The organism is Streptomyces sp. Rer75, assembly GCF_013414305.1.
GTDB classification, from domain to species: Bacteria; Actinomycetota; Actinomycetes; order Streptomycetales; family Streptomycetaceae; genus Streptomyces; species Streptomyces himastatinicus.
Genome location: NZ_CP058693.1, coordinates 4,101,012 through 4,127,121 on the forward strand (window position 1 = coordinate 4,101,012; position 26,110 = coordinate 4,127,121).

Genomic DNA, 26,110 nt, shown 5'->3' on the forward strand with positions numbered 1-26,110 from the left:
GGTACCGCTTGGTACCACACGGTGCTATCGCGATACGGGACGCGGCCGCAGGCGGGTGGTGACCCAGGCACCGGCCAGGGCCACGGTCGCCATCGCCGTGTACACGGCGATGAAGGCGGCCGGGTGGGAGGAGGCGGCGGCCGGGGTGGTGGTCGCATGGGTGGTGGGGGCGATCGCGGCGCCGCCGAAGGCGACGAAGAGGACACCGCTCAGGCCGACCAGGGTGATGTTGCCGAGCGCGTCGGAGACCTGGAGCGAGGAGGAGTTGCTGCCCGCGTCCTCGGGCCCGGACAGCTTCAGCATCAGCACGCTCGCGCTGGAGATGGTCATCCCCATCCCGTAGCCGCCGACCGCCCAGGCGACGGCGACGGTCCACACCGGGACGGAGTCGGCGAGCGCGAGCGGCACCAGGGCGATGGCCACGGCGATCAGCAGCATGCCCAGCCCCATCAGCCGCTCCCGGTACGGCTCCAGCCGGGCCCTGCTCTGGGTGTACGAGCCGAGCGCCCAGGTCAGCCCGCCGCCCGCGAGGGCGAGCCCGGAGGCGGTCGCGGACAGGCCGCGCTGGGTGACCAGCATCAGCGGGACGAAGCTCTCCGCGCCCAGGAAGGCGCCCGCCGCGACCCCGCGCAGCAGCACCACCGACGGCAGCCCGCGGGCGGCGCGGAAGGTGCCCGCGGGGAGCAGCCGCAGCACGCACGGCACGAGCAGCGCGAGCCCGGCGGCGGCCGGGAGGAGGGAGTACCAGGCCAGGTCCTGGGCGGCGTACTGGAGCAGCCCGGCACCGCCCGCGACGGCCAGCGCGAGGAGGATGCGGCGGCGGTCCATGGCCGGGGAGCGGCCGCCGGGCGGCAGGGTGCGCAGGGCCGGGAGCATCACCGCGAGCGGCGGCAGCACCAGCACCGGGATGGACAGGAACACCCAGCGCCACCCGGCCTGTTCGGTGACCGTCCCGGCGACGACCGGCCCGACGATGACCGGCAGCACCCACGCGGCGGAGAAGGAGGCCAGCACGGCGGGCTGGAGCCGCCGCGGATAGGCGCGGCCGACGACGACGTACAGCGCGACGATCACCAGCCCGCCGCCGATGCCCTGGACGGCGCGCCCGCCCACGAACATCCACATCCGCTGCGCCGTCCCCGCGACCACCAGCCCCGCGCCGAACGCCACGATGCCGCTGAACAGCGGCGCGAGCGGCCCCTTGCGGTCGCACCACTCCCCCGACAGCGCCATCGCGAACAGGCTCGCGGTGAAGTAGGCGGAGAAGGCGTACGCGTACAGCTCGACACCGTCCAGGGCGCGGGCCGCGATCGGCATGGCGGTGTTGACCGCGCTCGCCTCGAAGGCGATGAGGGAGACGACGGTGACGATGCCGAGGGTCAGCGCGCGGTGGCGGCGGCCGAGGATGGTGTCATCCCTGATGTCCGGGTCCGGGTCCGGCCCGGCCGTGCGCGAGGGGGTGCTCCGTTCGGCGTCAGGCGGGTCGAGAGCGGTCATGCCGGTCAGCGTAAGAGCCGTGGGACGGGGTGGCACCTGTCGGAGGTCGGTGATTCGCCTCGGGCATGGGACGTACGCCGTCGGGCCCCTGGTTGCGTCAGGTGGTGAGCAGCACGCCCGCGTACGAGACGCCCGCGATCACTCCCCAGGCGCACAGGCCCAGCGCCGCGACCCGGACGCCGGTGCGGGTGAGGGAGGGGAGGTGGACCGCGCTGCCGAGGCCGAAGAGGGCGGCGGCGAGCAGGAGTTCCTGGCCGGTGGCGGCGACGTCGAGCGCGGCGGCGGACGGCAGGCCGGTGCTGCGCAGCGCGACCATGCAGAGGAACCCGGCCACGAAGAGCGGCACCAGCGGGGGCCGCCGGGCCGTCGCGGTGCGCCGGGCTCCGGCCCGGGCCCGTACGGACACGGCGAGCGCGGCGACGAGCGGGGCGAGCAGCGCCACCCGCATCAGCTTGACCAGCACCGCTTCCTTCAGCGCCGCGGGCCCGGCGGTCTGTGCGGCCGCCACGACCTGGCCGACGTCGTGCACGCTCGCGCCCACCCAGCGGCCGAACTGTGCATCGCCGAGGCCCAGGGGCTGCTGGAGCAGGGGCAGTACGGCGATGGCGAGCGTGCCGCACAGCGTCACCAGGGCGACGGAGGTGGCCACGTCCCGTTCGTCGCTGTCGGACACCTCGCTGACCGCGCCGATCGCGGACGCGCCGCAGATCGAGTAGCCGGTGGCGATCAGCAGCGGCTGGTCGCCGCGCAGCCCCATCCGGCGGCCGAGCCACCAGGTGCCGCCGAAGGTGGCGGCGACCACGCAGAACACCATCGCGACGGTGGCCCAGCCGAGGCCGAGGACGTCGTCCAGGCTGAGCTTCAGGCCGAGCAGCACGATGCCGAGCCGCATCAGCCGCTTCCCGGCGAGGGAGAGCCCGGCCCGGCCGCGGCCCCGTACGAGCCCCCGGGTGCCGGGCAGATGCGCGGCGCCGATGCCGAGCACGACGGCGGCGGTGAGCAGCGGTACGGCGGGCACGGCCCGGTGCACCGCCCACGCGGCCGCGACCCCGCAGGCGGCCAGCCCGAGCCCGTACGCGGCGGCGGGCATCCGGCGCCGGGGGGCCACCACGGCGGTCGGGCTGGGCGCCCCGGTCACCGCCCGCGCCCCGGTCACCGCCATGCCGTCACCGCCGTCGCGCGTATGACGTACGGCCCGGTCACAGGTCGTCCACCGCGGGGGCCTCGTACACCCGCCGGACGCTGCTGCCCAGCCGCACGATGTCCGCGCCGTAGACGTGGATCGAGATCGCCTTCGTGCCGCAGGCGTTCCACACCCTGTGGATATCGCCGGGCGGGGCGAAGCCGCAGACCGCGCCCTGCGGATTGATCACGTCCTCCACGGCGACCAGCCGGGAGGCCGGGCCGTCGGGGACGAGGCGGTAGCGGCGTTCGTGCTCCTCGCCCTCGTGGACGCCGGTGACGCACCACGACACATGGTCGTGGACGGCGGTGCGCTGGCCGGGCAGCCACACCAGGGCGACGACGGAGAAGCTGCCGTCGGGCTCGGCGTGCAGCACGTGCTGGCGGTAGCGCTCGGGGTCGCCCTCGCGCTGGGCGGGGGTGAGCAGGTCGGGCGTACCGAGGTAGGGGGCGAGGCGTTCGCCCACCAGGTAGGCGGTCACATCGGGCGGCAGGCCGCGTCCGACGGCCTCGCGGACGCCGTCGACGAAGGCGCCGATGGGGGCCGTGACACGAGAGGACGGATACGCGGTGGTCATATCGGCAGCGTGCGGACGGACCGTCCGTCCCGTCCAACGACGATTTGTTGGGCGGGGGTCAACCTCCGCTTATATATGGGCTCTTGTCCGCAGGCGTCAGCAGCCGACCCGGTTCCCGGCCACGGTCTTCAGCTCCTCCAGCACCCGCGCCGTCGCCGGGATCTCCAGGTGCTCCCGCAGGACGTACGCGGAGACATGGCGCCGCGACGCCGGTTCCAGCGCGCGCCCGGTGACCTTTTGGTGGCAGAGGAAGGACAGCACCAGCCCCGGCATCATCGCGACGCCGAGCCCGGCCGCGACCATGCTCTGCACCACCAGGTTGTCGTCGGTGGTGAAGGCGATGTCGGGCGCGAAGCCCTGCTCGGCGCATTCGTGCAGGAAGTTGGCGCGGCAGCGCAGGCATCCGGCGATCCACCGCTCCCCGCTCAGCTCGGCGAGCTTGACGGCGCGCCGCCGGGCCAGCGGATGCCCGCTCGGCAGCAGGACGGTCAGCTGGTCCTCCATCAGCGGGATCTCGACGAGTTCGGGGGGCGCCTCCTCGCGCAGGCCCGGATAGGTGAAGGCGAGGGTGATGTCGCATTCGCCGCGGACGACGCGGTCGAGCGAGTCCGGCGGCTCCCCCTCCATCAGGTCGACCCGCACCCCGGGGTGGGCGGCGGCGAGGCGGGCCATGGCCTCGGGGATGAGGGTGGCGTTGGCGCTGGGGAAGGCGCACACCCGCACCCGTCCGGCGCGCAGCCGGGTGATGGCGTTCATCTGGGCCTGGGCGGCGGAGATGGAGGAGAGGATGGTGTCGGCGTGCCGGGCGAGCGTCTCGCCCGCCTCGGTGAGCCGCATGCCGCGGCCGACGCGGATGAACAGCGGGCTGCCGACGGTCCGTTCGAGCGCCTTCATCTGCTGCGTTATGGCCGGCTGGGTATAGCCCAGCACCCGGGCGGCGGCCGAGTAGGAACCGGCGCGCACCACCTCGTGGAACGTCCTGATGTGCCGGGAATCGAACACACGGGCATCATAGTGGGAAAACATAAGCGCGTTTTGGGGTAACGGAACATCACCCCTCCCGGCGCTTTTGAGTCATCCTGCCCCTCCCGGCCCTCCCCGCCTCATCCGATCTCCGCAGTCGCAGCGCCGATGCCCCTTTCGATCAGGCAGGCTGGCCCTATGCCGCACTACACGTCGTACGACCAAACGGAGCTGGCCTACCGCGTCCTGGAGGCCCGCGACGGGTCCGCGCGGCCGCCGCTGATCTGCCTGGCCGGCGGGCCGGGGCGGAACGCCGCGTACCTGGGCGACCTCGGCGGTCTCGACGCGCACCGCACCCTGGTCATCCCCGACAGCCGCGGCACCGGGGACTCACCGCCCGCGGCCGATCCGAGCCAGTACGCGTTCCCGGGGCTGGCCGAGGACCTGGAGGCGCTCCGCCGCCACCTCGGACTCACCCGCTTCGCGCTGCTCGCCCACGACGCGGCGGCGGCCACGGCACAGGCGTACGCGGCGGCCCACCCGGACCACCTCACCCATCTGGTCCTGGTCTGCCCGGGCGCGCGGATGCAGGGCGAACTGCCCGAGGACGCCCGGGAGATCTTCGAGTCGCGCGCCGACGAGCCGTGGTGGCAGGAGGCGTACGTGGCGATCCAGATGCTGCCGGACACCACCGACCTCGCCGAGGTGCGCGAGCTGCTACTGAAGGCCGCCCCGATGGCGTACGGCCGCTGGGAGGAGCCGCAGCAGGCGCACGCGGCGAGCGAGGGCGAGCAGCTGGGCCCGGTGCCGCGCGCGGGCTTCTGGCAGGGCGTGGACGAGGCGGGCCGCCGCGCGGTGCTGGCGCGGCTGCGCGAGGTGCCCTGCCCGGTGCTGGTGATCACCGGGGACCGGGACGCGGTGACCGGGGTGCGGGCCGGGGAGCTGGTCGCGGAGTCGTTCCCGGCCGGGCGCGCCCGGCCGCTGCACGGCGTGGGGCACTACCCATGGGTGGACGAACCGGAGCTGTTCCGCCCCGTGGTGGAGGACTTCCTGGAGCACCCGCACGCGCCCGGCGGCCCGTAGGCGGCCGCGCCCGCGGCACCTGTGAACGGCCGTTGTGAACGGCGTATGTCAGTCATATGGCAGCGGCCGCCGAACCATTGATGCCCCCTGAACCGCTCCGTATGGTCGTCAGCACGAGCACGACATTGGCCGTGTGCCCGAGTGGTTCAGGGGCTCGCCTGCAAAGCGAGTTACGTGGGTTCGAATCCCGCCACGGCCTCCACAGCGCCCCCGCGCTCCCCCGCCCCTCCCGGGCGGCCGCTCATCCGCGCCCGCCCGGTCCCTCTCGGCCTCTCTCGGTGAACTACCGGAAACCCTCTGGACACATAGGCCTTACGAGGCGCATGCTCAGTTTCGCGAACGGCGTTCACGCAACTGGTCCCCTGACCTTTTTCACATTCTCCCCACTGAATGGTCTCCGACCCCCCGCAGTGAGTGCGTTTTCGACGCATAGGGTCACAGTGGTGCCTGCAGTCCGGAGCGGAGAACCCGCGGTGACTGAACAGGCACCCTTTGTTTCGACCTGCGATCCTGTGTTCCGTCTGGGGGAAATGTGCAGCCCGCCGTACCGGCCACCCGTCTGCCACTGTCGACCGGCCAGAGCGAGATCTGGTTCATTCAGCAGCTGGAGCCGCCGGAGAGCACGACGTTCAAGGTCGGCGAATACCTTGAGATCCAAGGCCCCATAGACACCGCGATATTCGAGAGGGCACTGCGTCAGGCGGTCTCGGAAGCCGAGCCGTACAACGTCCGCGTCGGCGAGGACGACGGAGTGCCCTGGCAGGTCCTCGACCCGGTGACCGACTGGGACTTCCCGTTCCTCGACCTCAGCGGCGAGCCCGACCCGCACGCCGCCGCCGTCCGCTGGATGAAGCACGACCTGGCCACCGGGCTGGAGCTGGACGCCCACCCGCTGTTCTCGTTCGCCCTGCTGAAGCTGAGCGACGACTGCTTCCTGTGGTACCAGGGCACCCACCACATCGTGTCGGACGCGGGCAGCGCCGCCCTGCTGGGCCGGCGCACCGCCGAGATCTACACCGCGCTCACCGAAGGCGCCGACCCGGCCGCGGGAGAAACGGTTTTCGGCTCCCTGCGGACCATGCTCGACCGGGACGAGGAATACCGGTCGTCGGAGGATTTCGCCAAGGACCGCGCGTACTGGATGGAACACTTCGCGGATTCCCCGGAACCCGCCCGGCTTTCCGGCCGCCCCGGTGACGACCTCTCCAGCGTGCTGCGGGAGACGGCTTACCTGACCGAGGAGGAAGCGGTCGAGCTGCGCGCCGCGGCGCGTAAATACGCGACGCACTGGTCGGCGATGATTATCGCGGCGACGGCCACCTATCTGCATCGATTGACCGGTAAATCGGACATCATTCTGACGCTGCCGGTCACCGCCCGGACCGATGCCACGCTGCGCGGGATTCCGGGGATGTTCGCCAATGTGGTGCCGCTGCGCATCCAGGTGCGCCCGGATATGCGGATACGGGATCTGGTGCGGCAGGTCTCGCGGGAAGTCCGGCAGGCGCTGCGCCATCAGCGCTACCGCCATATCGACCTGGCCCGGGATCTCCACCTCCCGGACGGCGGAAACGGCTTCCTCGGCCCGCACGTCAATATCATGACGTACGACTACGATTTCGACTTCGCGGGACATCGCGTCATCGGGCACAACCTGTCCAACGGAACCGTCGAAGACCTCTCGATCATGGGATACGACCGCTCCGACGGCAGCGGTATCCGCATCGACCTCAACGCGAACTCCAACCTCTACACCGCCGACGGTCTCATCGCCCACCGCGAGCGGTATCTGGAACTCCTGCGCACCCTCTCCGACACCTCCGACAAGGAGCGCACCGTCGGCGCCATCGAGCTGCTGTCCGCCGAGGAGCGGCGGCGCGCGGCCGAGGAGTGGAACGACACCGCGCACGCCACCTCGGGCACCACCCTGCCCGGGCTGTTCGCGGCGCAGGCCGCCCGCACGCCCGACGCCGAGGCCGTCGCCTTCGGCGACACCCGGCTGAGCTACGCCGAGCTGGACCGCGCCGCCGACCGGCTGGCCCGCCGCCTGACCGCGCGCGGCGCGGGGCCGGAGCGCACCGTCGCCGTCGCCCTCCCCCGTTCCCCCGAGCTGGTCGTCGCCCTGCTGGCGGTGCTCAAAGCGGGCGCCGCGTATCTGCCGCTGGAGCTGGACTACCCGGCCGACCGGCTGGCGTTCATGCTCGACGACGCCGCGCCCGCGCTCCTCGTCACCCGCGCCGAGCACGCCGAGGAGCTGCCCGCGGTGGAGGGGGTGGAGCGGCTGCTGCTCGACACCGCCTCGCCCGAGGAGGCTGCGACGGACGCGCCGCGGGTCGCGCTCGACCCCGAGCACCCCGCGTACGTCATCTACACCTCCGGCTCCACCGGCCGCCCCAAGGGCGTCCTGGTCCCCCACCGCGCCATCGTCAACTGCCTGGAGTGGATGCAGGGCAGCCACCCCCTCACCCCCGAGGACCGGCTGCTCCAGAAGACCCCGGCCGGATTCGACGCCTCGGTCGCGGAGTTCTTCTGGCCGCTGGTCAGCGGCGCCACCCTGGTGCTCGCCCAGCCCGGCGGCCACAAGGACCCCGCGTACCTCGTGCGCACCGTCCGCGAAGAGCGCATCACCACCCTCCAGTTCGTGCCGTCCATGCTCCGCGCCTTCCTCGCCGAGCCGGATGTCGCCGAGCAGTGCGCCGCCAGCCTGCGCCAGGTGTTCTGCGGCGGCGAGGCGCTGCCGCGCGAGACGGCCGACCGCTTCCACGCCCTGCTGCCCGGCATACCGCTGCACAACGTGTACGGGCCCACCGAAGCCACCGTCGACATCAGCGCCCACACCTGCGAGCCCGGCGCCACCGGCCCGGTCCCGATCGGCGCCCCCGTGTGGAACAGCCGCCTGTACGTCCTCGACTCCGCCCTGCGGCACGCCCCCGCCGGGGCCGTCGGCGAGGTCTACCTGGCCGGGCCGCAGCTCGCCCGCGGCTACCACGACCGGTCGTCGCTGACCGCCGAGCGCTTCGTCCCCGACCCGTACGGCCACCTCTTCGGCGCGCCCGGCGCCCGCATGTACCGCACCGGCGACCTGGCCCGGCGGCTGCCCGACGGCGGCGTCGCCTACCTGGGCCGCTCCGACGACCAGGTCAAACTGCGCGGCTTCCGCATCGAGACCGGTGAGGTCGAGGCCGCTCTGCGCGCCCTGCCGGACGTCGCGGAGGCCGCGGCGATCGTCCGCGAGGACCAGCCCGGCGACCAGCGGCTGGTGGCCTATCTGACGGCCGAGGGCGACACCGCGCCGTGCGTCGCTACCGCCCGCGAAATGCTGCACCGCGATCTGCCCGAGCACATGGTGCCCACCGCGTTCATGGTGCTCGACACGCTGCCGCTGAGCCCCAACGGCAAGCTGGACCGGGCCGCGCTGCCCGTGCCCTCCCACGAGACCGCCCGCGACGGCCGCGCGCCCCGCACCCCCCGCGAGGAGACGCTGTGCGCGCTCTTCGGCGAGGTGCTGGGCGTCCCCGACGTCACCATCGACGACGACTTCTTCCTGCTCGGCGGCCACTCCCTGCTCGCCTCCAAGCTGGCCAGCCAGGCGCGGACCGCCCTGGACACCGAGCTGTCGATGCGGGACCTGTTCGAGGCCCCGACCGTCGCCCGCCTGGTGGCCCGCCTCGACGAGGCCACCCCCGCCGACGCGTCCCAGCTGCACCCGCTCGACACCCTGCTGCCGCTGCGCGGCGAGGGCGGGCGCCCGCCGCTGTTCTGCGTCCACCCCGGCGGCGGCCTCGGCTGGTCGTACACCGGCCTGATGCGCCACCTCGCGCCCGACCAGCCCGTGTACGCCCTCCAGGCGCGCGGCCTGACCGAGCCCGACGTGCTGCCCGCCAACGTCCAGGAGATGGCCGCCGACTACCTGGACCAGATCCGCACCGTCCAGCCCACCGGCCCGTACCACCTGCTCGGCTGGTCCTTCGGCGGGCTCATCGCACACGCCATGGCCACCCGGCTCCAGCGCGAGGGCGAAGAGGTCGCCACCCTCACCGTCATCGACGCCTACCCCGACAACGACCAGGCCCTGCCGGACCTCCCGGACCTGGGCAAGCGCCAGTGGCTCGGCGTCCTGCTGGACAACATCGGCGGCGGCGACATCTTCGCCCCCGGCTGGCTGGAGGCCCACCCCGACGGCCTCGACGACGGCGACCAGCTGATCGCCGACCTCAGCCGCGAAACCGGCCTGCCGAAGCGGCTCCTGGAGGGCGAGCACAGCTTCCCGCTGCTCGACATCTTCCTCAACGACCAAGAGCTGATGCGCAAGTTCGCCCCCGAGCGCTTCGAGGGCGACCTGCTCCTCTTCACGGCCGACGAGGACATCCCGGGCTACCAGCGCGACGCGCTGCACGTCCCGGAATCCTGGCAGCCGTACGTGTCCGGCGAGGTCAAGGTCCACGGCGTCCCGGCCCACCACTACCACCTGCTGCGCGAGCAGGCCCTGACCGTGGTCGGCCCGACGCTGGCCCAGGCCCTGGACGCCACCCGCCGCCCCTGACGATTCGGGCGGGGCGCCTTCGGCGGGCGCCCCGCCCGGACTTCGGCGGACAGCGAAGCGATCACCGTCTACCGTCGGGCCCATGAGACTTCCCTCAGGCAGCGAACAGGAGGTGGCGGCGTGACGCCGTGGGAGATGGTGGCCGTCTTCGCGGCGGGGGTGGGCGCGGGTGGGATCAACTCCGTGGTCGGGTCCGGGACGCTGATCACGTTCCCCGTGCTCCTCGCCACCGGGCTGCCGCCCGTCACCGCCACGGTGTCCAACGCGCTCGGCCTCATACCCGGCTCCATCAGCGGAGCCATCGGCTACCGCAAGGAGCTGGTGGGGCAGGGGCGGCGGGTGCTGAAGCTGAGCGCCGGGGCCCTGGTCGGGGGGCTCGGGGGCGCCACGCTGCTGCTGACGCTGCCCAGCACGGCGTTCGAGCGGATCGTGCCGACGCTGGTGGGCCTGGCGCTGGTGCTGGTCGTGCTCCAGCCGCTGATCTCCAAGAAGGTGCGCGCCCGCCGCGAGGCGAGGCCGCAGGGCTCCGCCCGGCGGGACGGCGGTCCGCTGCTGCTGCTCGCGCTGACGCTCGCCAGCGTCTACGGCGGCTACTTCGCCGCCGCCCAGGGCATCATCTACATGTCCCTGATGGGCATGCTCCTCGACGAGCCGCTGCAACGCCTCAACGGCATCAAGAACGTGCTCGCCGCCGTCGTGAACTCCGTCGCCGCGCTGTTCTTCCTCTTCGCCGCCCACTTCGACTGGACGGCCGTCGTCCTCATCGCGGTCGGCTCCGCCCTCGGCGGCATGACCGGGGCCGCGGTGGGCCGCCGCTTCAGCCCGGCCGCGCTGCGGGCGCTGATCGTGACGGTGGGGACGGCGGCGATCGTGCAGTTGGTGCTGCGGTAAGTGCGGCACCTCACCGCAGGGTGATCGTGTTGCCGGTGACGAGCGCTGCCGCATCGGACGTGAGGAACACGATGGTCTCCGCGACCTCCGCCGGTTCGGCGACGTGGAAGTGGGTGCTGCTCGACGCGACGAACTCCCGCACCTCGTCCGTCACCCACCCGGTGTCGGTCACCGGCGGATGCACCACGTTGGCGGTGATGCCGAGACCGGCGAGCTCCACGGCGGCGGACAGGGTGTAGTTGACCTGGGCGGCCTTCGCGGCGCCGTACGAGACCTCACCGGGAAAGCCGAGGTCGCCGCCCGACGTCAGCCCGACGATCCGCCCCCACCCGGCGCCCCGCGCCCGGTGACGCCGGGCCAGCTCGCCGATCAGCAGGGCCGGGGCCATCGCGTCCACGGCGAACTGCCGCGACCACGTCTCCGCGGTGACGGGCTGCAACGGCCGTCCGAACCGATCGACCGGATCCGGGGTGAAGGTGTCCTGCACCCATCCCGAGGCGTTGTTGATCAGGATGTCGACCGGGCCGAGGCGCTCCTCGGCGACGTCGAAGAGGGTGCCGGGCACGGCGGGGTCGCTGAGATCCGCCTCGAAGGCCGCGGCCCGCCCGCCCGCGCGACGGATCTCCTCCGCCACCTCCTCGCCGCCCGGCCCGAGGTGGGCGCACAGCACGGCGACCCCGCGGGCGGCGAGCGCTCTGGCGGTCGCCGCCCCGATCCCGTGGTTCGCTCCGGTCACGATGGCGACATGGTCCGTCCGCACTGTCTCCCGCATACCGCAAGGACTAGCAAACGACGGCCACCGGGCGACACCGATTAATTCCGTGCGGCGCCACCGGCCACCGATGTACACAGGCCGGATGACCCGGCTGCACCCCGCCGAGCGGGCCCGCCCTCTCCTGGAGAAGGGCTACGAACAGGCCCGCACCACGACCGTCGGCTGGCCCGACCGCCGGGCGCCCCACTGGCGGTACGCCTCGCCGACCACCCCCACCGACGCGGCGCGGCGACCACGCTCCGGTTCGCCGAGCCGCTCGACGGGCCGGGGCCGGATGGGTCATGATCCGCACTCGTGACGACTCCGCAACAACTCCCCCTCATCCGGGCCGCCGCCCGCAACAACGCCGAGTGGTGCGCGGCGATGAGCCGATCGCACGGCTTGGCGGGCGAGTTCGGGGCTCAGGCATGGGCCGCTCCGTCGCGTACGCCGCTCTACTACCCTGACGCGGTGACGCTGGTGCCGGGCGCGGACCCGGCTGCGCTGGCGGCTCGGATCGACACCGCCTCGCCCGGCGCCTCGGTGAAGGACAGCTTCTCCGACCTCGACCTGACGAACGCCGGCTTCCACGTGCTCTTCGAAGCGCGGTGGATCCACCGCCCGACGAGCGCGCCCGCACTCGCGTCGGTCCCCGCCTGGGACGTGGTGGGCGATTCGGACACGCTGCGTGCCTGGGCGCTCGCCTGGGACGAGGGGGACGGCAATGCGGACCTCTTCCGGCCCGAACTGCTCGATGACCCCACCACCTTCGTGCTCGCCGGATGGTCCGCCGAGGGCCGTGTGGTTGCCGGAGCGGTGGCGAGCCGCAGCGACCAGGTGGTCGGAATCTCCAACGTCTTCGCGCTGGACGGCGGCCCCGACGCGGCCTGGCCGTCGGCACTGGACGCGGTGAGCCGGCTCTTCCCCACCCTGCCGGTGGTCGGCTACGAGCAAGGCGACGACCTGGCGGTCGCCATCCGGCACGGCTTCGAGCCGCTTGGTCCACTCCGGATCTGGCTGCACGGCTCGTAAGGAGACCGGCGGGGCGGACGGGCGGCTACGGGAGGTGCGGCACCAGCGCCGTCATCCACATCACGCCCAGCAGCAGGAACGCCAGGTAGGACCGGGTCGCCCGCCAGGTGTACGTCAGCATCCGCACCTCCTCCGGACGGTCGGCGGGGTAGGCGACGGGGACGCGGGTGCCGACGGGCGGGGCGGCCCGCGTGGTCAGCATGCGGGTCTCGAACTCGCGGGCGCGGCCGTCGTGGTCGGTGAACGACAGCGTCAGCTCGGTGTGGTGGTCCTCGCCCCGGTCGACCACCCGCCGCCCGGTCACCCGCGCCTCCGCCTGCCGGCCGGTCCGCTTCAGCCAGTACGCCCGGGCGGGGGCCCAGAGCGCGGTGGCCAGGAGGAGGACCGTGCTGATCAACATGAGCAGGAGAGGCACGAGCGGACACCTTCCGAAACCGCGACCGAGGGGATCACCGTGAAGGACGCGCCCCCTCGGCGCATCAGTTGCTCCGGCGGTAGCGGACGTACTCGACGAGGCTGAAGACACACCGGTAACCGGCGTCCGGCAGCAGCTCGGTGGCGTCCCGCTCGGTGGCCATGGCGCTCGCGCCACGGACGGCCGTCATGTGGCTACGTCCGGTTGACCACCGCTGCCTGGGGGCGGATGGGGAGGCGGTTGACCGGGCGGCCGGTGGCGGCGCGGACGGCTGCCGCCACCGCTGCCGGGGAGGTCACGACCGGGACCGCGCTGGCCGCCTTCGCGCCGAAGGGGGCCACCACGTCGCGCTCCTCGACCAGTTTGACGATGCGGATGTCGGGGACGTCCACGGCGGTCGGCAGGGCGTAGCCGGTGAGGTCGGGGTGGCGGATGACGCCGCGGGAGGTGCGCAGGTTCTCGGTGAGGGCGGCGCCGATACCCTGGGCGATGCCGGACTCGATGCGGGTGCGGAGCTGGCGCGGGTTGAGGACCCGGCCCACGTCCTGGGCGACGGTCATCTCCACGACCCGGACCGCGCCGATCTCGATGTCGACGTCCACCACGGCCCGTACGGCGCAGAAGGCGAGGCCGACGAAGGCGTCGCCCTGGCCGGTCTCGTCGAGCGGTTCGGTGGGGTGCGGGCGGCACTGGGCGGTGGCCCACAGCTCCTTGCCCTCGAGGGCTTCCTCGACGGTGGTGCTGAGGACGCCGTCGTACGAGGTGATCTTGCCGTCGGCGATGGTCAGCAGCTCGGTGGACATGCCGAACTTGTGCGCCAGCGGCTGGAGCAGCTGGGTGCGGACCATCTTGGCGGCGCGCTCGACCGCACCGCCCGAGACCCAGGTGTGGCGGCCGCGCGAGGCGGGTCCGGCCGGGGGCTGGTCGGTGTCGACGGGGGCGACGTGGACCTCCTCGATGCCGAGGACGTCCTGCACGATCTGGCGGGCCAGGGTGGTGAAGCCCTGGCCGGTCTCGACGGCCGCGCAGATGACGGTGGCGACCGGGCCGGTGACCTTGACGGTGGCGGTGGACACCTCGTCGGCGCCCTCGGCGCCCAGCATGTGCACCATGCCGAGCGCGTAGCCGACGCCGCGCCGCACCGCGGCCGGGTCGCCCGCGCCCTCGGGGCCGCCGGGCAGCAGCCAGTCGTCCTCGGGGTCGTCGGCGGGGAGGTCGGGCAGGGGTGCGTCCCGGACGGCCTGGAGCACTTCGGCGACCGGCGCCGGGCAGGTGACGGTCTGTCCGGTGGGCAGCAGGTCACCGGTGGCCATGGCGTTGCGCATCCGGATCTCGGCCGGGTCGAGGCCGAGCTTGGCCGCGAGCTTGTCCATCTGGCCCTCGTACGCGGCGCACACCTGCATCGCGCCCTCGCCGCGGACATGGCCGGAGGGCGGGTTGTTGGTGCGGACCGCCCAGCCCTCGATGAAGGCGTGCGGGACGACGTACGGGCCGCAGGCGAAGGACACCGCGGCGGCCAGGGTGTCCGCCGAGGAGTCCGCGTAGGCGCCCGCGTCCAGCAGGATCTGCGCCTCGATCTTCACCAGCTTGCCCTGCCCGTCCGCGTGGTGGCGGTAGCGCAGCAGGGTGGGGTGGCGGTGGGCGTGCCCGAGGAAGGACTCCTCGCGGGTGGCGGCGAGCTTGACCGGGTGGCCGGTGCGCAGCGCGAGCAGCCCGAGCGGCAGCTGCATGCCGGGGTCCTCGCGCTCGCCCATGGCGCCGGGGACGCCGGTGACGACGACCTTGACGCGCTCCGGCTCCAGGCCGAAGCAGGCGGCGGCCAGATCGCGGTCGGCGTGCGGGTCGGTGGAGGCCGTGTAGATCTCCACCCCGCCGTCCGGGCGCGGTACGGCGAGGCCCGCCTCGGCGCCGATGGGCGCCGGGTCCTGGCGGCCGATCCGGTACAGGCCCTCGACGATGACCTCGCCGACGACCTCCGGGTCGCCGAAGGACAGCGGGATGTGGCGGACCAGGTTGCCGTCGGGGTGCAGCGGTTCGGCGGCGAACGCCTGCTCGGGGTCGGTGACCGGCTCCAGCACCTCGTACTCGACGGCGATGGCGGCCGCGGCCAGCCGGGCGGTGTCGGGGTGGTCGGCGGCGACGGCGGCGATGGGCTCGCCGTGGTGGCGCACCAGGTCCTTGGCGAACACCGGCCGGTCGGCGACCCGGCGGCCGTGCGAGGCGTCACCGGGGACGTCGGCGTGGGTCACCACGGCGTGCACCCCGGGCATCCCGACGGCCGGGGAGGTGTCGATGGAGACGATGCGGGCATGCGGATGCGGTGAGCGCAGCACGGCGGCCCACAGCAGCCCCTCGGCCCACAGGTCGGCCGCGTACGGGAAGGTGCCGGACGCCTTGGCCGTCACGTCGGCGGGCTGGAGCGACACGCCGAGCCCCATGTGCGGCGGCGGGGGGACGGGCGTTCCGGCGGAGGGGGTTGCGGTGACGGCTCCCGCGCCGTCCGCGATTCCGGTCATGATGCCCTTCCCATACCGCTGCCGTTGCCGCCGTCGCCCCGGTTCCCGGTGCCGGGCGGACCCGCCTGCCGCGGGATGCGGGCCGGGTCGTGCGCCGCCGCCTCGTCCTCGGCGGCGTCCGCGGCCTCCGCCGCCTCGTCGGCCGCCTCACGGGCCGCCACGACCTCGCGCACGGCGTCGACGACTCCGCGGTAGCCGGAGCAGCGGCACAGGTTGCCGCAGATCGCCTGGCGGGTCTCCTGGTCGGTGGGGGCGTGGTTGCCCTCCAGCAGGTCGTGCACGGTCATCGCGAGCCCGGGCACGCAGAAGCCGCACTGGACCGCGCCGCACTCGGCCAGCGCGCGCTGGACGTCGGAGGGCTGGCCGTCCTGGCCCAGGCCCTCGACCGTACGGACCTCCGAGCCCGCGGCGGTCGCGGCGGGCACCAGGCAGGAGGCGACGAGCCGCCCGTCGACCTGGACCGAGCAGGCGCCGCACTCGCCCTGCGAGCAGCCGTCCTTGGCGCCCGCGAGGCCGAGCCGCTCGCGCAGCACGTACAGCAGCGACTCGCCGATCCAGGAGTCGGTGACGGGCCGGTCGGCGCCGTTGACGTGCAGCACGTACGACGCCTGGGGGTGCTCGCTGTGGGCCGGGTCCAGCGGGTCCGCCGGGGCCGCCCGGTCCTCGTCCTCGGCGGGGGCGGGAAGGGGCTCGGCGGGGGCGTCAGCGGCCTCGGGGGCGTCCGCCGGGGCCTCGGTCGGGGCGGACTGCTCCGGGGCGTCCGTGAACCCCTCCTCGGCCGCGGGCCGTTCGGCCTCGGCCGGGGTTTCGGCCGCGGCCTCGTCCACGGCCACGGACTCGCCGGGGGCGTCGGCCTCGGGCCCGTCGGGGACCGGGCTGCCGTGCGCCGGGGTGCCGTGCGCCGGGGTGTGCGCGCCGGGGGGCGGGGCGTCCATCGCGAACTCGCCCGAGTTCCCGGCGGCGGGGCCGTGGGCACCGGTGCCGTCGCTGAACTCGCCGTGCCAGGCGGCCTCTTCGGGCAGGGCGCCGGGCGCCGCGGGGCCCGCGTGCCGGTCGTCCTCCCGCTCCGGCTCCCGTTCCCGTACGAACGCGCCGGGGGCGTCGGCCGCCGACGCACCGTGCCAGCCGTGGCCGTCCGTGCCGTGCGGCGGGGTGCCGTGCGCGGGCGTGCCCTGGGGCGGCGTGCCCTGGGGCGGGGTGCCGTGCGGCGGGGTGCCGTGCGGCGGGGTCGCCGGGGCGGAGTGCTCGCGCGGCGAGTCGTCGTCGGGGATGCGCAGCGGGCGGCGCGCCGGAGCGCCCGTCCGGGCGGCCGGACCGGGATGGCCCTCGACCGCGTACTCCCCGGAGTCGTCCACGCCCTCGTCGGCCGCCGGGACCGACCACTGACCGCTGTGTCCCGCCTGGTCGGTATGGACCTGGTCGGCGTGCGGCTGCTGCGGCTGCTGCGGCTGCTGCGACTGGTACGGGGCGGCCTGCTGCTGCCGCGCGTTGCGGCCGAACGGCAGCCGCAGCTGCGCGGTCTCCTGCGGATCGCCCTGGTCGGCGGGGTCGCCGGGGGCGACCGGACCGGGACCGGCCGGAGCGCCGTGGCCCGGCTGGGCACCGTACGGCGGGGCCGCCGGGCCGGGGTGGTCGTCGACCCGGTACTCACCCGTCTCGTCCACGCCGTCGTCGCCCGCGACCGGGATCGTCCACTGGCTGGTCTGCACCGGGATGCCGTTGCCGTGGGACTGCCCCTCGGGCAGCGGCCAGTCGTCGACCGGCTCCTCGGGGCGCACCGGCCAGTGACCGGTGTGCGGCACATGTCCGGCGTGGCCCGAGGGGTCCTCGGCGGGCGCCGGCCACTGGGGGGTGCCGTGCGGGTCCTGGTGGCCGCCGTAGTGGTAGCCGGAGCCGCCGGTGTCCGTGTGGGGCATGGTCCAGTGCCCGGTCCCGGAGTGACCGGAGTGACCGGGCTGGCCGGAGGACCCGGCGTGACTGGCGTGGTCGTGCCCGGACGTGCCGTACGGGCCGCCGTGCTCCGCGGGCTGCCACTGGCCGCCCTGCGACGGCGCGCCGGGCATCGGCGGCGGGGTGTAGCCGGTGCCGGGCGCGGCGAGCGGGTCCCAGCCGGTGGCCGCGGGGTCGCCCGGCTCCGGGAACTGGAAGTCGGGCGGAAGCTGGACGAAAGCCGTCGACTCCGCGTCGTACTCCGGGCCGTGCGGCATCGGCTGCCACCCGCTCCCCGGGTCCGGCCGGTGCGGCTGCTGTTCGTCACTCACGCGAGTGCCCTCCCCAATGCTCGGCGGGCCAGGGCTGCCACCGTACGCCTCAGATGGATCGCCGCGGGCGGCAGGGGGACCGGGTCCGAGCCGTCCTCCGGCGGCGGCGGGTCGGGGATGCAGGCGGCGGCCACGTACTCCCCGAATGCCGTGCTGACCTGCGGATCGAGATGGCCGCGGTCGCCGTCCCAGTCGATGAGCGAGGCGACCCAGCGCTCGGCCTCCAGCGGGCGCAGCGGCATCGGCGCGACCGCCCCCACCGCGCAGCGCACCCCGCGGCGCGCCGGGTCGAGGACGATGGCGACGGACGCGGCGGCCCGGCCGGGGCCGGTGCGCCCGGTGGCCTTGAGGAAGGCCTGCGGGGCGTGCAGCAGCGGAACCCGGACGAATCCGACGAGTTCACCGGGCCTCAGCATCTCGACCCCGGCGAGGAGATGGCTGACCGGGATCTCGCGGCGCGCGCCCTCGGGCCCGGCGATGACGAGGGTGGCCTCCAGGGCGGCGAGCACGGGCAGCGCGTCGCCGGTGGGGGCGTTGCTGACGATGTTGCCGCCGAGCGTTCCGGCGTTGCGGATCTGCGGGGGTCCCGCGGCGCGCGCGGCCGCGGCCAGGGCCGGGATGAGCGCCGCGAAGTCGGGGCGGCCCATCCGGGCGTGGGTGAGTCCGGCGCCGAGCAGGGCGTGTCCGTCCAGGTAGCGCCAGCCGCGGATTTCACTGATCCGGCCGAGCCCGACGAGCGCGGCGGGCCGCAGCAGGCCGGAGTTGACCGCGGCCATCAGATCGGTACCGCCGGCGACGGGCACGGCGGCGGGCATGGCGGCCAGCGCCGCCACGGCCTCATCGAGCGAGCCCGGCAACGTCACCGTGTGCGCCGCCTGCGGTGCGTGCGTGGTCAACCCAGCTGCCCCTTCCCCGGTGTCCCGGCTGTTGCGCCGTACGGTACGTGCTCACAGCCCGGACGTGGCAACTCTGGCACATCTCGCACGCCTGCCGTCGCGAGGGTCCAGGAAGCGCGGTTCCGTCCCTGACCTGGGGGATGGTACGGGTTTCGGGTGACGTCTCCGTCGGGTGTGGATTGCCACGTTTCAGGGACCCTTGTACGAACTTGCTCACGAGCCGGATGACCACCGTCCCAGGGGCGGGGCGCGGGGGCGAGCACCTTGCCGTGGGCTCACACGATCGGGGGCGATCCCTCGATCGGGCGTCCGAGCAGACCGGGGCGGCGCTGCCAGGGGTGCGGTCCGGAGGGCGGGCGGTAGCTCACGCCCAGCGCATCCAGACGGGCGTAGTGTGCTTCCATGCGCCCCTCGAATTCCGCGAAGTCCCGCTCGGGCGGCGGCGGAAGGGCGGACCATACGGCTTCGGCGAAGGCGGCGAGACGGGGGAAGGTCTGGTAGTCGACCCGCCGCCGGTCCTCCATGACCTCGGTCCAGACGTTGGCCTGCGCGCCCAGCACGTGTTCGGCCTCGGCCGCGGTGAGCTGCGGCGGAACCGGCTCGAAGCGATAGACGTCCTCCAGGGTGCGGACGTAGCCGATGGGGACCGGCTCGTCCGCGCCCGGGTCCTGCCGGTGGTCGAAGTAGACCTGCTGTTCGGGGCACATGACGACGTCGTGGCCGGCCCGGGCCGCGGTGATGCCGCCCGCGTAGCCGCGCCAGGAGGAGACGGCGGCGCCGTCGGGCAGCGGGGCGTCCGGTGCGCCGCCCTCCAGGATCTCGTCCCAGCCGATCAGGCGTCGGCCGCGGGCGGCGAGCCAGTGGCCGAAGTGGCGGAGGAACCAGCTCTGGAGCTCGTCCTCGCCCGCCAACCCCAGCTCGCGGATGCGTTCCTGGGCGGCCGGGGATGCCTTCCACTGATCCTTGGGGCATTCGTCGCCGCCGAGGTGGACGAACGTGCCGGGGAAGAGGTCCAGCACTTCTTCCAGCACGTTCTCGAAGAAGCGGAGCGTGGTGTCGGTGGGGGAGAGTACGTTCGGGTTGATGCCCCAGGTGGTCCAGACTCCGAGGGAGGCGGTGTCGATGACGTCCGTATTGCCCAGCTCCGGGTAGGCGGCGATGGCGGCCTGGCTGTGCCCGGGGATGTCGATCTCGGGGACGACGGTGATGTGCCGTTCTGCCGCGTAGGCGACGATCTCGCGGATGTCGTCCTGGGTGTAGTAGCCGCCGTGCGGGCGTTCGTCCCACAGCGGGGAGGCGCGGTGGCCGAGCTTGGTGCGCGTCCGCCAGGCGCCGGTGGCGGTCAGTTCCGGGTAGCGGCGGATCTCCAGCCGCCAGCCCTGGTCGTCGGTCAGATGGAGATGGAGCACATTGAGCTTGTGGGCGGCGAGCAGGTCGATATAGGCGAGCACGCCGTCCTTGGGCAGGAAGTGGCGGGCCACGTCCAGCATCAGCCCGCGCCAGGCGAAGCGGGGCGCGTCCTCCACGCTGAGCGCGGGCAGGGTCCATGCGCGCCGCTCCGGGTCGATCGGCGCGCGCCGGAAGGCGTCCGGGCCGAGCAGCTGGCGCAGCGTCTGGGCGCCCCAGAACAGGCCCGGTTCGCCGCCGCCCTGGATGACCACCGCGAGGCCGTCGATGACGATGCGGTACCCCTCGGGGCCGAGCCGCTCGCCGACGCCCGGGTCGAGTTCCAGCACGACGCGGTTCCAGGCGTCGGTGTGCGGGGCCAACGGCAAGCCGGTGGCGGCCCCGACGGTGGCGCGCAGCCAGCGGGCCACGCGCTCGGTGCCGGGCCGGGCGTCGATCTGGCTGTCCTCGTCCAGGACGTAGCCCTCGCCGCCACCGAGGGTGGGGACGGCCCGCAGCGGGGCGGGCAGGAGGCCGGTGGCGGGCTGCCGGTTCATGGGCCCGTTCATGGGCGTCAGTCCTTTACCGCTCCGCCGAGGCCGGAGACCAGGCGGCGCTGTACGAGTACGAAGAAGATCAGCACCGGGATGGTCATGACGGTGGACGCCGCCATGATGCCGCCCCAGTCGTTGCCCTCGTCCCGGAAGAAGACGAGGAGCGCCATCGGGAGGGTGGAGTTCTCGGTCGCGCTGATGATGAACGACTTGGCGAACAGGAAGTCGTTCCAGGCGGAGATGAAGGAGAAGACGCTGGTGGCCACGAGCCCGGGGAGGACCAGCGGGAACAGGATCTGCCACAGGAAGCGGGAGCGGCTCGCGCCATCCAGATAGGCCGCCTCCTCCAGGGACTCGGGGACGGCCTTCACGAAGCCGCGCAGCATCCAGATGGCGAACGGCAGCGAGAAGGCGATGTGCGGCAGGATCAGCGAGCCCAGGGTGTTGAGCCCGACCCCGGGCACGGCGTCGCCCAGATCCCGCATCAGGAAGAACATCGGGATGGTCAGCGCCTCGATCGGCACCATCTGGGCGACCAGGAACATCACCAGCAGCGTGGTGCGGAACCTGAAGCGGAAGCGGGTGACGGCGGTCGCGGCGAGGAAGGCGATCAGGCCCGAGGCGATCACCACCGCCCCGGCGACCAGCAGGCTGTTGAGGAAGTAGCGGCCGAAGTCGTGCTGTTCGAAGACGCGCCGGAAGGAGTCCAGGGAGGGCGCGGAGGTCCACGGCCGGGGGTGGGTGGACCGGATCTCCCCGGCCGGTTTGAAGGCCGAGAGCACCATCCAGTAGAGCGGGAAGGCGACGACGGCGGCGACGGCCAGTGCGGTGGCCTCGGCCGCGAGCCGCCAGGGGCGGCGGACGCGCGGTCCGCGGCGCGGCGCGACGGCGCTGGAGTGGGTCACAGTTCTTCTCCCTGCCGTCGCAGCAGCCGCAGATAGACCAGGGTGACGGCGAGCAGGATCAGCAGCATCACCACGCCGATCGCCGAGCCGAGCCCGTACTCCGAGGACGCGAACGCCTCCTGGTAGGCGTAGACGTTGAGCACCATGTTCTGGCCCGCGGTGCCGCCGCCGCCCGTCATGACGTAGATCTGGGTGAAGACCTTGAAGTCCCAGATGATGGACTGGATCGTCACCACGACGAGGATCGGCCGCAGCATCGGGGCCATGATCCGGCGCCAGATCCGCCAGGCGGAGGCGCCGTCGAGGGCGGCGGCCTCCAGCACCTCCGCCGGGATGGCCTTGATGCCCGCGTACACGGTGACCATGACGAACGGGAACGAACACCACACGATCTCGAACAGCACCAGGGCGAAGGCGCTGTAGCGCCCGTACGTCCAGGAGTAGTCATGGAAGCCGGAGAGCCCGACCCACGCCAGGACCCGGTCGACGGGCCCGTAGTCGGGGTCGAACAGGAACAGCCAGACCGTGGAGCCCGTCACCGCCGGGGTGGCCCAGGCTCCCAGCGCGGCCAGCATCAGCGCCAGCCGCGGGATCGCCCGGACCCGGGTGAGCAGCACCGCGAGCGCGCAGCCCACCGCGAGGGTGGAGACGACGCACACGGCGGCGAAGACGACGGTGGTGAGGGTGACGCTCCAGAACTCGGCGTCGCGGAACAGCTCCGCGTAGTTGGCGAACCCCTGGAAGCTGGTCGGCTGTCCGCCGCTCACCTGGGCCTGGGTGTACTCCAGGAACGAGATGAGCCCGAGCTGATAGATGGGATAGATCAGCAGCCCGCCGAGGACGACGAGGGCCGGGGCGAGGTAGAGCCAGGGCGTCCAGCTCCCCCGCCCGGCCCGCCGCCGGGCCCCGCGCGCGGTGGGCCGGGGCGGGTGCTTCCGGGACGGTTCCGGCCCGGCCTGCTGGGTGATGGTCCCCGAGGTCACGTGCCGAATGCCTCGTCCATCTTCTTCGCCGCCTCGGCGGCCGCGTCGTCGACGCTCTTACGGCCGCTGATGATCTGCTGGAACATCGTCGGCAGCACCATCTGGGAGTCGATGGCCGACCAGCCGGGCGAGGCGGGCACGAACGTGGAGCTGGTGTCCAGCGTCTTCACGAAGGGCTTGACGAACGGGTCCTTCCGCGCGATGTCCCCGCGCACATCGGTGAATGTGGGCAGGAAGCCCATGGCGTCGTAGAGCTTGGCCTGGGTCTTCTTCCCGGCCAGCTGCTCCATCAGGTCGACGGAGAGCGAGCGGTGGCTGCTGCTCCTGAGGACGCCCAGGTTGTTCCCGCCTGCGAACGCCGGGGCGATGCTGCCCTCCTTGACGCCCGGCAGCGGCACGACCGCGTACTTGCCCTTGACCGACCCCGCCTCGATCGCCGCGTGGTTGAAGTCGCCGCCGATCGTCATGCCCGACTTGCCCGCGGCGAAGGCGGCGACGCTGTCGTTGCCGCCCCACTGGGCGCACTTGGCCGGCGGGCAGTTGTCGTCGGTGATGAGCGAGGTGTAGCTCTTGATGCCCTTCTTGGCGTCGGCGCCGTCGATGGCCGACTCGTACTCGTTGGAGCCGAACGGGCCCTTCTCGGTGGCCAGCTCGCCGCCGTTGGCCCAGATGAAGGGCATCGCGCCGTAGGTGTAGGCGCCGCCGACCGAGATGCCGTAGAGGTCGGGCTTCCGCTCGTGGATCTCCTTCGCGGTTGCGATGAGTTCCTTCTGGCTGGTGGGCGGTTCGAGGCCGAGGTCCTTGAAGACGTCGGTGCGGTAGTACAGCGCCCGTACGCCGACGAACAGCGGCACGCCGTACACCTTGCCGCCCACGGTCACCGAGTTCTTGGCGGTGGAGTCGGTGTTCGCCGACTCGTCCCAGGCGCCGAACTCCTTGCTGATGTCGGCGAGTCCGCCGTCCTCCACGTATCCGGCCGTGTCGGTGTTCCCGTACTCGATGATGTCGGGGGCGCTCTTGGGGTCGTTGAAGGCCGCCTTGATCTTCTGCGCGCGGGTGTCGATCGGGATGTAGGTGACGTCCACCGTCACGCCGTCGTGCTTCTTCTCGAAGGCGGACACGACGTCATTGACGACCCGTTGCTTCGGCTTGTTGTCGACCTCCTGGAAGAGCCAGACGCGCAATCTGCCGCTCTTGTCGTCCTCCGTGGCGCTGTTGTCGGAGGTGGAGGGGGCGCAGGCGGTGGCGGTGAGCCCGGCGAGCACGAGCGCCGCGGCGGGAACGGCGAGGCGACGGGAAAGAGGGAGGGGTCTGGAGAGCTTCATGGAAACGCACCCTTAGGGAGGGCGTTGCATACCATGCAACGCATGTTTCGCACAGCACAATATGCGGCAGGCTAGGGAACGTTTCGGGCCCGGACAAGAGGTCTCGACCAATCTTTGACCGAGGAAACCCGGGCCCGGGGAAGCACCAGGGGTCCGGGCAGGCGCACGCGCCCGGGGAAGCCGTCGTTACGAGTGCGTCAGCTTCTCGCCCGGGTAGGCGGGCTCGGGATACGGCACGGCCTCCACCCGCGCCCCCGCCGCCGCCAGCCGCTCCACCACCTGACCCCAGTCCGGCCAGGTCTTCTCGATCCGCCCCAGAATGCGGGCACTCGGCGCGAGGACGATCTCGCAGCCGGGGTCGTCGGCCCACTCCAGCAGCCGCGGCAGACCCGGTTGCGCGGCCGACATCACACAACTGCCCGCGGGCCGGTAGCCGCGCTCCCCGGCCAGCCGCCCGCACTGCTCCAGCTGGGCGTCCCAGTCCTTCTCGAACTGGCAGTAGAGTCCGGCGCCTTCCGCGTCCGGCTCGTCGACCTCGCGCGCGCCGAACACCAGATACGCCGCCCGCGGCGCCCCGTCGTTCCCCGCCGCGTCCCGTGCCCCGTTCTCCGTACGCCCGCTCATGGGGCCGACCCTACTGGGATCACCCGCCGCGCGACACGGGGCCGGACAGCACGGCACGTCCGACCCGCGGCCCCATCTCGGGCCACGGGTCGGACGTGCCGTCTACGCGAAGCTCCGGCGCAGGCGGGCGGGGAGGCTACTTCTTGCCGTCGCCGCCCTTGCCGTCCTTGCCCTTGTCACCGCCGGCGCCCATGCCCTCGAAGATCTCCTTGCACATCGGACACACCGGGTACTTCTTCGGATCGCGGCCCGGAACCCAGACCTTGCCGCACAGTGCGACGACGGGAGATCCGGAGAGCGCGCTCTCCATGATCTTTTCCTTCTGTACATAGTGGGCATAGCGCTCGTGGTCGCCGTCACCGTGCGACACCTGAGGTGTCGGCTCAACGAGGGTCCCCGTGCCTGCCCCGCGCTCGGGCTCAAGAGTGCTCATACAGCCCTAGGGTACTCATGCCCGCGACGTGGAGCGGGTGCGCGCCCCGCGGGCCGACCGGCCCCGGACCGCCGTCATATGCCTGGCCAGACCGAGGGCCGCGACCCCGGCCGCCGCCCAGGGCAGCACGCCCCCGGACAGCCCCGCCGAGAGCGCCGCGCCGCCCAGCGCCGAGCCGACCGCGCTGCCCAGGTACAGCGCCGAGTTGTTGAGGGCCAGGGCGACGGTGCCGCGCTCCTCCTTCAGCGCCAGCAGCCGGTGCTGCTGCGGCACCTGGAGCGCCCAGCCCGCGGCGCCCCAGATCACCAGCGCCGCCCCGGCGAGCAGCGGTACGGGGGCGAGCACGGGCAGCAGCGCCTCGGCGCCCGTGATCACGGCCATGATCACGCCGACCAGCGCCGCCACCCGGCCCGCACCGGCCACGCGGTCGACCAGCCGCCCGATGAGGAGGCTGCCCGCCACCCCGCCCAGGCCCCACGCCCACAGATACGGCGCCACCTCGTGCTCTCCGCCCGCCGACGCCAGCACCGGGGCGAGATAGGTGTACAGGCCCAGGCTCGCGACCGCCGCGAGGAACGACACCTGGACGACGGGAGCCACGGCCCGGTCGGTGACGGCCGCCAGCCGCGCCCGTACCGACACCGCCGGTGGCGTCGGGACGGTCGGCAGCAGCGCCGCGAGCCCGGTCAGCGATACCGCACCCAACCCGGTGACCAGCCACATCGTGGCCCGCCAGCCGGTGTGCTCGGCCAGCAGGACGCCCAGCGGCACCCCGAGCACGGTGCCGGAACTCATGCCGCCCATCACCACCGCCAGGGCCCGGCCGCGCCGTTCGCCGGAGACCAGCGCGGACGCTGCGGCGGTGGACATCGCCGAGTACACCCCGGCCCCGGCGCCCGCGACCACCCGCGCGCCCAGCAGCGCCCCCAGCGACGGCGCGAGGGCGGTCAGCGCGTTGCCCGCGGTGAAGACGGCGAGCGACACCAGCAGCACCAGCCGCGGCCGGGCGCCGTGCAGCAGCCCCGCCACCAGGGGCGCGGAGATCGCGTAGGCGAGCGTGAACACGGTCACCATCTGCCCGGCCAGGGACACCGTCGTCCCGATATCGTCCGCGACGACGGGCAGCAGCCCCGCCATCACATAGGCGTCGAGGCCCAGGGTGAACGACCCCAGGGCCAGCAGCCAGACCTTACGCACAGCTCAACTCCCCTGCTCAACCACAGTGACGCCGGAAACGTAGGCACCATCCGGTTGAGCGGGGAAATGCCACCCGGGACCGATCTATGCTC

Annotated in this window: 21 protein-coding genes, 1 tRNA gene and 1 pseudogene; 6 read left to right on the forward strand and 17 right to left on the reverse strand. The window is 73.1% G+C overall.

Going from position 1 to position 26,110, the window contains the following annotated elements; genetic code table 11:
- Window positions 1-24 precede the first annotated feature (24 nt).
- The 4 genes from HYQ63_RS17090 to HYQ63_RS17105 form a co-directional block, all read right to left on the reverse strand.
- Window positions 25-1,497, reverse strand: coding sequence for an MFS transporter (locus tag HYQ63_RS17090; RefSeq protein WP_179934732.1), 1,473 nt, complete (start codon window positions 1,495-1,497; stop codon window positions 25-27).
- A gap of 97 nt (window positions 1,498-1,594) precedes the next feature.
- A complete protein-coding gene (locus HYQ63_RS17095; protein ID WP_179934733.1) occupies window positions 1,595-2,659 on the reverse strand; it encodes a YeiH family protein in 1,065 nt (354 codons plus the stop codon).
- 37 nt (window positions 2,660-2,696) lie between these two features.
- Complete coding sequence (locus HYQ63_RS17100) at window positions 2,697-3,257, reverse strand: cysteine dioxygenase family protein (protein ID WP_179934734.1); 561 nt, start codon at window positions 3,255-3,257, stop codon at window positions 2,697-2,699.
- Between the two features lie 96 nt (window positions 3,258-3,353).
- Window positions 3,354-4,259, reverse strand: a complete 906-nt coding sequence (locus tag HYQ63_RS17105) for a LysR family transcriptional regulator (RefSeq protein ID WP_179934735.1) — start codon at window positions 4,257-4,259, stop codon at window positions 3,354-3,356.
- A gap of 159 nt (window positions 4,260-4,418) precedes the next feature.
- Between HYQ63_RS17105 and HYQ63_RS17110 the strand changes: the two genes are divergently transcribed.
- From HYQ63_RS17110 to HYQ63_RS17125, 4 genes are all read left to right on the forward strand, one after another.
- Window positions 4,419-5,303, forward strand: a complete 885-nt coding sequence (locus HYQ63_RS17110; RefSeq protein WP_179934736.1) for an alpha/beta fold hydrolase — start codon at window positions 4,419-4,421, stop codon at window positions 5,301-5,303.
- A gap of 127 nt (window positions 5,304-5,430) precedes the next feature.
- Window positions 5,431-5,505, forward strand: a tRNA-Cys gene (locus HYQ63_RS17115).
- Window positions 5,506-5,835: 330 nt separating this feature from the next.
- Complete coding sequence (locus tag HYQ63_RS17120) at window positions 5,836-9,846, forward strand: non-ribosomal peptide synthetase (RefSeq protein ID WP_179934737.1); 4,011 nt, start codon at window positions 5,836-5,838, stop codon at window positions 9,844-9,846.
- Window positions 9,847-9,966: 120 nt separating this feature from the next.
- Complete coding sequence (locus HYQ63_RS17125) at window positions 9,967-10,737, forward strand: sulfite exporter TauE/SafE family protein (RefSeq protein WP_179934738.1); 771 nt, start codon at window positions 9,967-9,969, stop codon at window positions 10,735-10,737.
- A gap of 10 nt (window positions 10,738-10,747) precedes the next feature.
- On the opposite strand, the gene HYQ63_RS17130 is transcribed toward HYQ63_RS17125, so the two are convergent.
- Window positions 10,748-11,509 carry an SDR family NAD(P)-dependent oxidoreductase gene (locus tag HYQ63_RS17130; RefSeq protein ID WP_179934739.1) on the reverse strand — a complete coding sequence of 254 codons (762 nt, stop codon included), beginning with the start codon at window positions 11,507-11,509 and terminating at the stop codon, window positions 10,748-10,750.
- 85 nt (window positions 11,510-11,594) lie between these two features.
- Between HYQ63_RS17130 and HYQ63_RS17135 the strand changes: the two genes are divergently transcribed.
- Together HYQ63_RS17135 and HYQ63_RS17140 are read left to right on the forward strand one after the other, a co-directional pair.
- Window positions 11,595-11,810, forward strand: a complete 216-nt coding sequence (locus HYQ63_RS17135; RefSeq protein ID WP_179934740.1) for a hypothetical protein — start codon at window positions 11,595-11,597, stop codon at window positions 11,808-11,810.
- 65 nt (window positions 11,811-11,875) lie between these two features.
- A complete protein-coding gene (locus HYQ63_RS17140; RefSeq protein WP_373689212.1) occupies window positions 11,876-12,523 on the forward strand; it encodes a hypothetical protein in 648 nt (215 codons plus the stop codon).
- A gap of 25 nt (window positions 12,524-12,548) precedes the next feature.
- Here HYQ63_RS17140 and HYQ63_RS17145 read toward each other — a convergent pair whose 3' ends face one another.
- From HYQ63_RS17145 to HYQ63_RS17200, 12 genes and pseudogenes are all read right to left on the reverse strand, one after another.
- On the reverse strand, window positions 12,549-12,938 hold the full coding sequence (locus tag HYQ63_RS17145) for a DUF3592 domain-containing protein (RefSeq protein WP_179934742.1): 390 nt from the start codon (window positions 12,936-12,938) through the stop codon (window positions 12,549-12,551).
- 91 nt (window positions 12,939-13,029) lie between these two features.
- Window positions 13,030-13,125: pseudogene (locus tag HYQ63_RS17150) on the reverse strand (GNAT family N-acetyltransferase); the annotation flags it as partial.
- 7 nt (window positions 13,126-13,132) lie between these two features.
- On the reverse strand, window positions 13,133-15,454 hold the full coding sequence (locus HYQ63_RS17155) for a xanthine dehydrogenase family protein molybdopterin-binding subunit (RefSeq protein ID WP_179934743.1): 2,322 nt from the start codon (window positions 15,452-15,454) through the stop codon (window positions 13,133-13,135).
- The gene (locus HYQ63_RS17160; RefSeq protein ID WP_257231910.1) at window positions 15,451-17,715 is read right to left on the reverse strand and encodes a 2Fe-2S iron-sulfur cluster-binding protein; all 2,265 of its coding nucleotides are present in this window, start codon (window positions 17,713-17,715) and stop codon (window positions 15,451-15,453) included. Before HYQ63_RS17160 ends, HYQ63_RS17155 begins: the two co-directional genes overlap by 4 nt.
- Entirely contained in the window at window positions 17,712-18,611 is a 900-nt protein-coding gene (locus HYQ63_RS17165; protein ID WP_179934744.1) for a xanthine dehydrogenase family protein subunit M, read from the reverse strand. The genes HYQ63_RS17160 and HYQ63_RS17165 overlap by 4 nt, the downstream gene beginning before the upstream one ends.
- A 275-nt stretch (window positions 18,612-18,886) precedes the next feature.
- On the reverse strand, window positions 18,887-20,566 hold the full coding sequence (locus HYQ63_RS17170) for a beta-N-acetylhexosaminidase (RefSeq protein WP_179934745.1): 1,680 nt from the start codon (window positions 20,564-20,566) through the stop codon (window positions 18,887-18,889).
- A gap of 5 nt (window positions 20,567-20,571) precedes the next feature.
- On the reverse strand, window positions 20,572-21,456 hold the full coding sequence (locus HYQ63_RS17175; protein ID WP_179934746.1) for a carbohydrate ABC transporter permease: 885 nt from the start codon (window positions 21,454-21,456) through the stop codon (window positions 20,572-20,574).
- Window positions 21,453-22,439, reverse strand: coding sequence for a carbohydrate ABC transporter permease (locus HYQ63_RS17180; protein ID WP_179934747.1), 987 nt, complete (start codon window positions 22,437-22,439; stop codon window positions 21,453-21,455). Before HYQ63_RS17180 ends, HYQ63_RS17175 begins: the two co-directional genes overlap by 4 nt.
- The gene (locus HYQ63_RS17185) at window positions 22,436-23,764 is read right to left on the reverse strand and encodes an extracellular solute-binding protein (protein ID WP_179934748.1); all 1,329 of its coding nucleotides are present in this window, start codon (window positions 23,762-23,764) and stop codon (window positions 22,436-22,438) included. The genes HYQ63_RS17180 and HYQ63_RS17185 overlap by 4 nt, the downstream gene beginning before the upstream one ends.
- Window positions 23,765-23,950: 186 nt before the next feature.
- Window positions 23,951-24,388, reverse strand: coding sequence for a hypothetical protein (locus HYQ63_RS17190; RefSeq protein WP_179934749.1), 438 nt, complete (start codon window positions 24,386-24,388; stop codon window positions 23,951-23,953).
- A gap of 136 nt (window positions 24,389-24,524) precedes the next feature.
- A complete protein-coding gene (locus HYQ63_RS17195) occupies window positions 24,525-24,821 on the reverse strand; it encodes a DUF3039 domain-containing protein (RefSeq protein ID WP_079038663.1) in 297 nt (98 codons plus the stop codon).
- A 15-nt stretch (window positions 24,822-24,836) separates the two neighbouring features.
- Window positions 24,837-26,018, reverse strand: a complete 1,182-nt coding sequence (locus HYQ63_RS17200; RefSeq protein ID WP_179934750.1) for an MFS transporter — start codon at window positions 26,016-26,018, stop codon at window positions 24,837-24,839.
- Window positions 26,019-26,110: the final 92 nt, after the last annotated feature.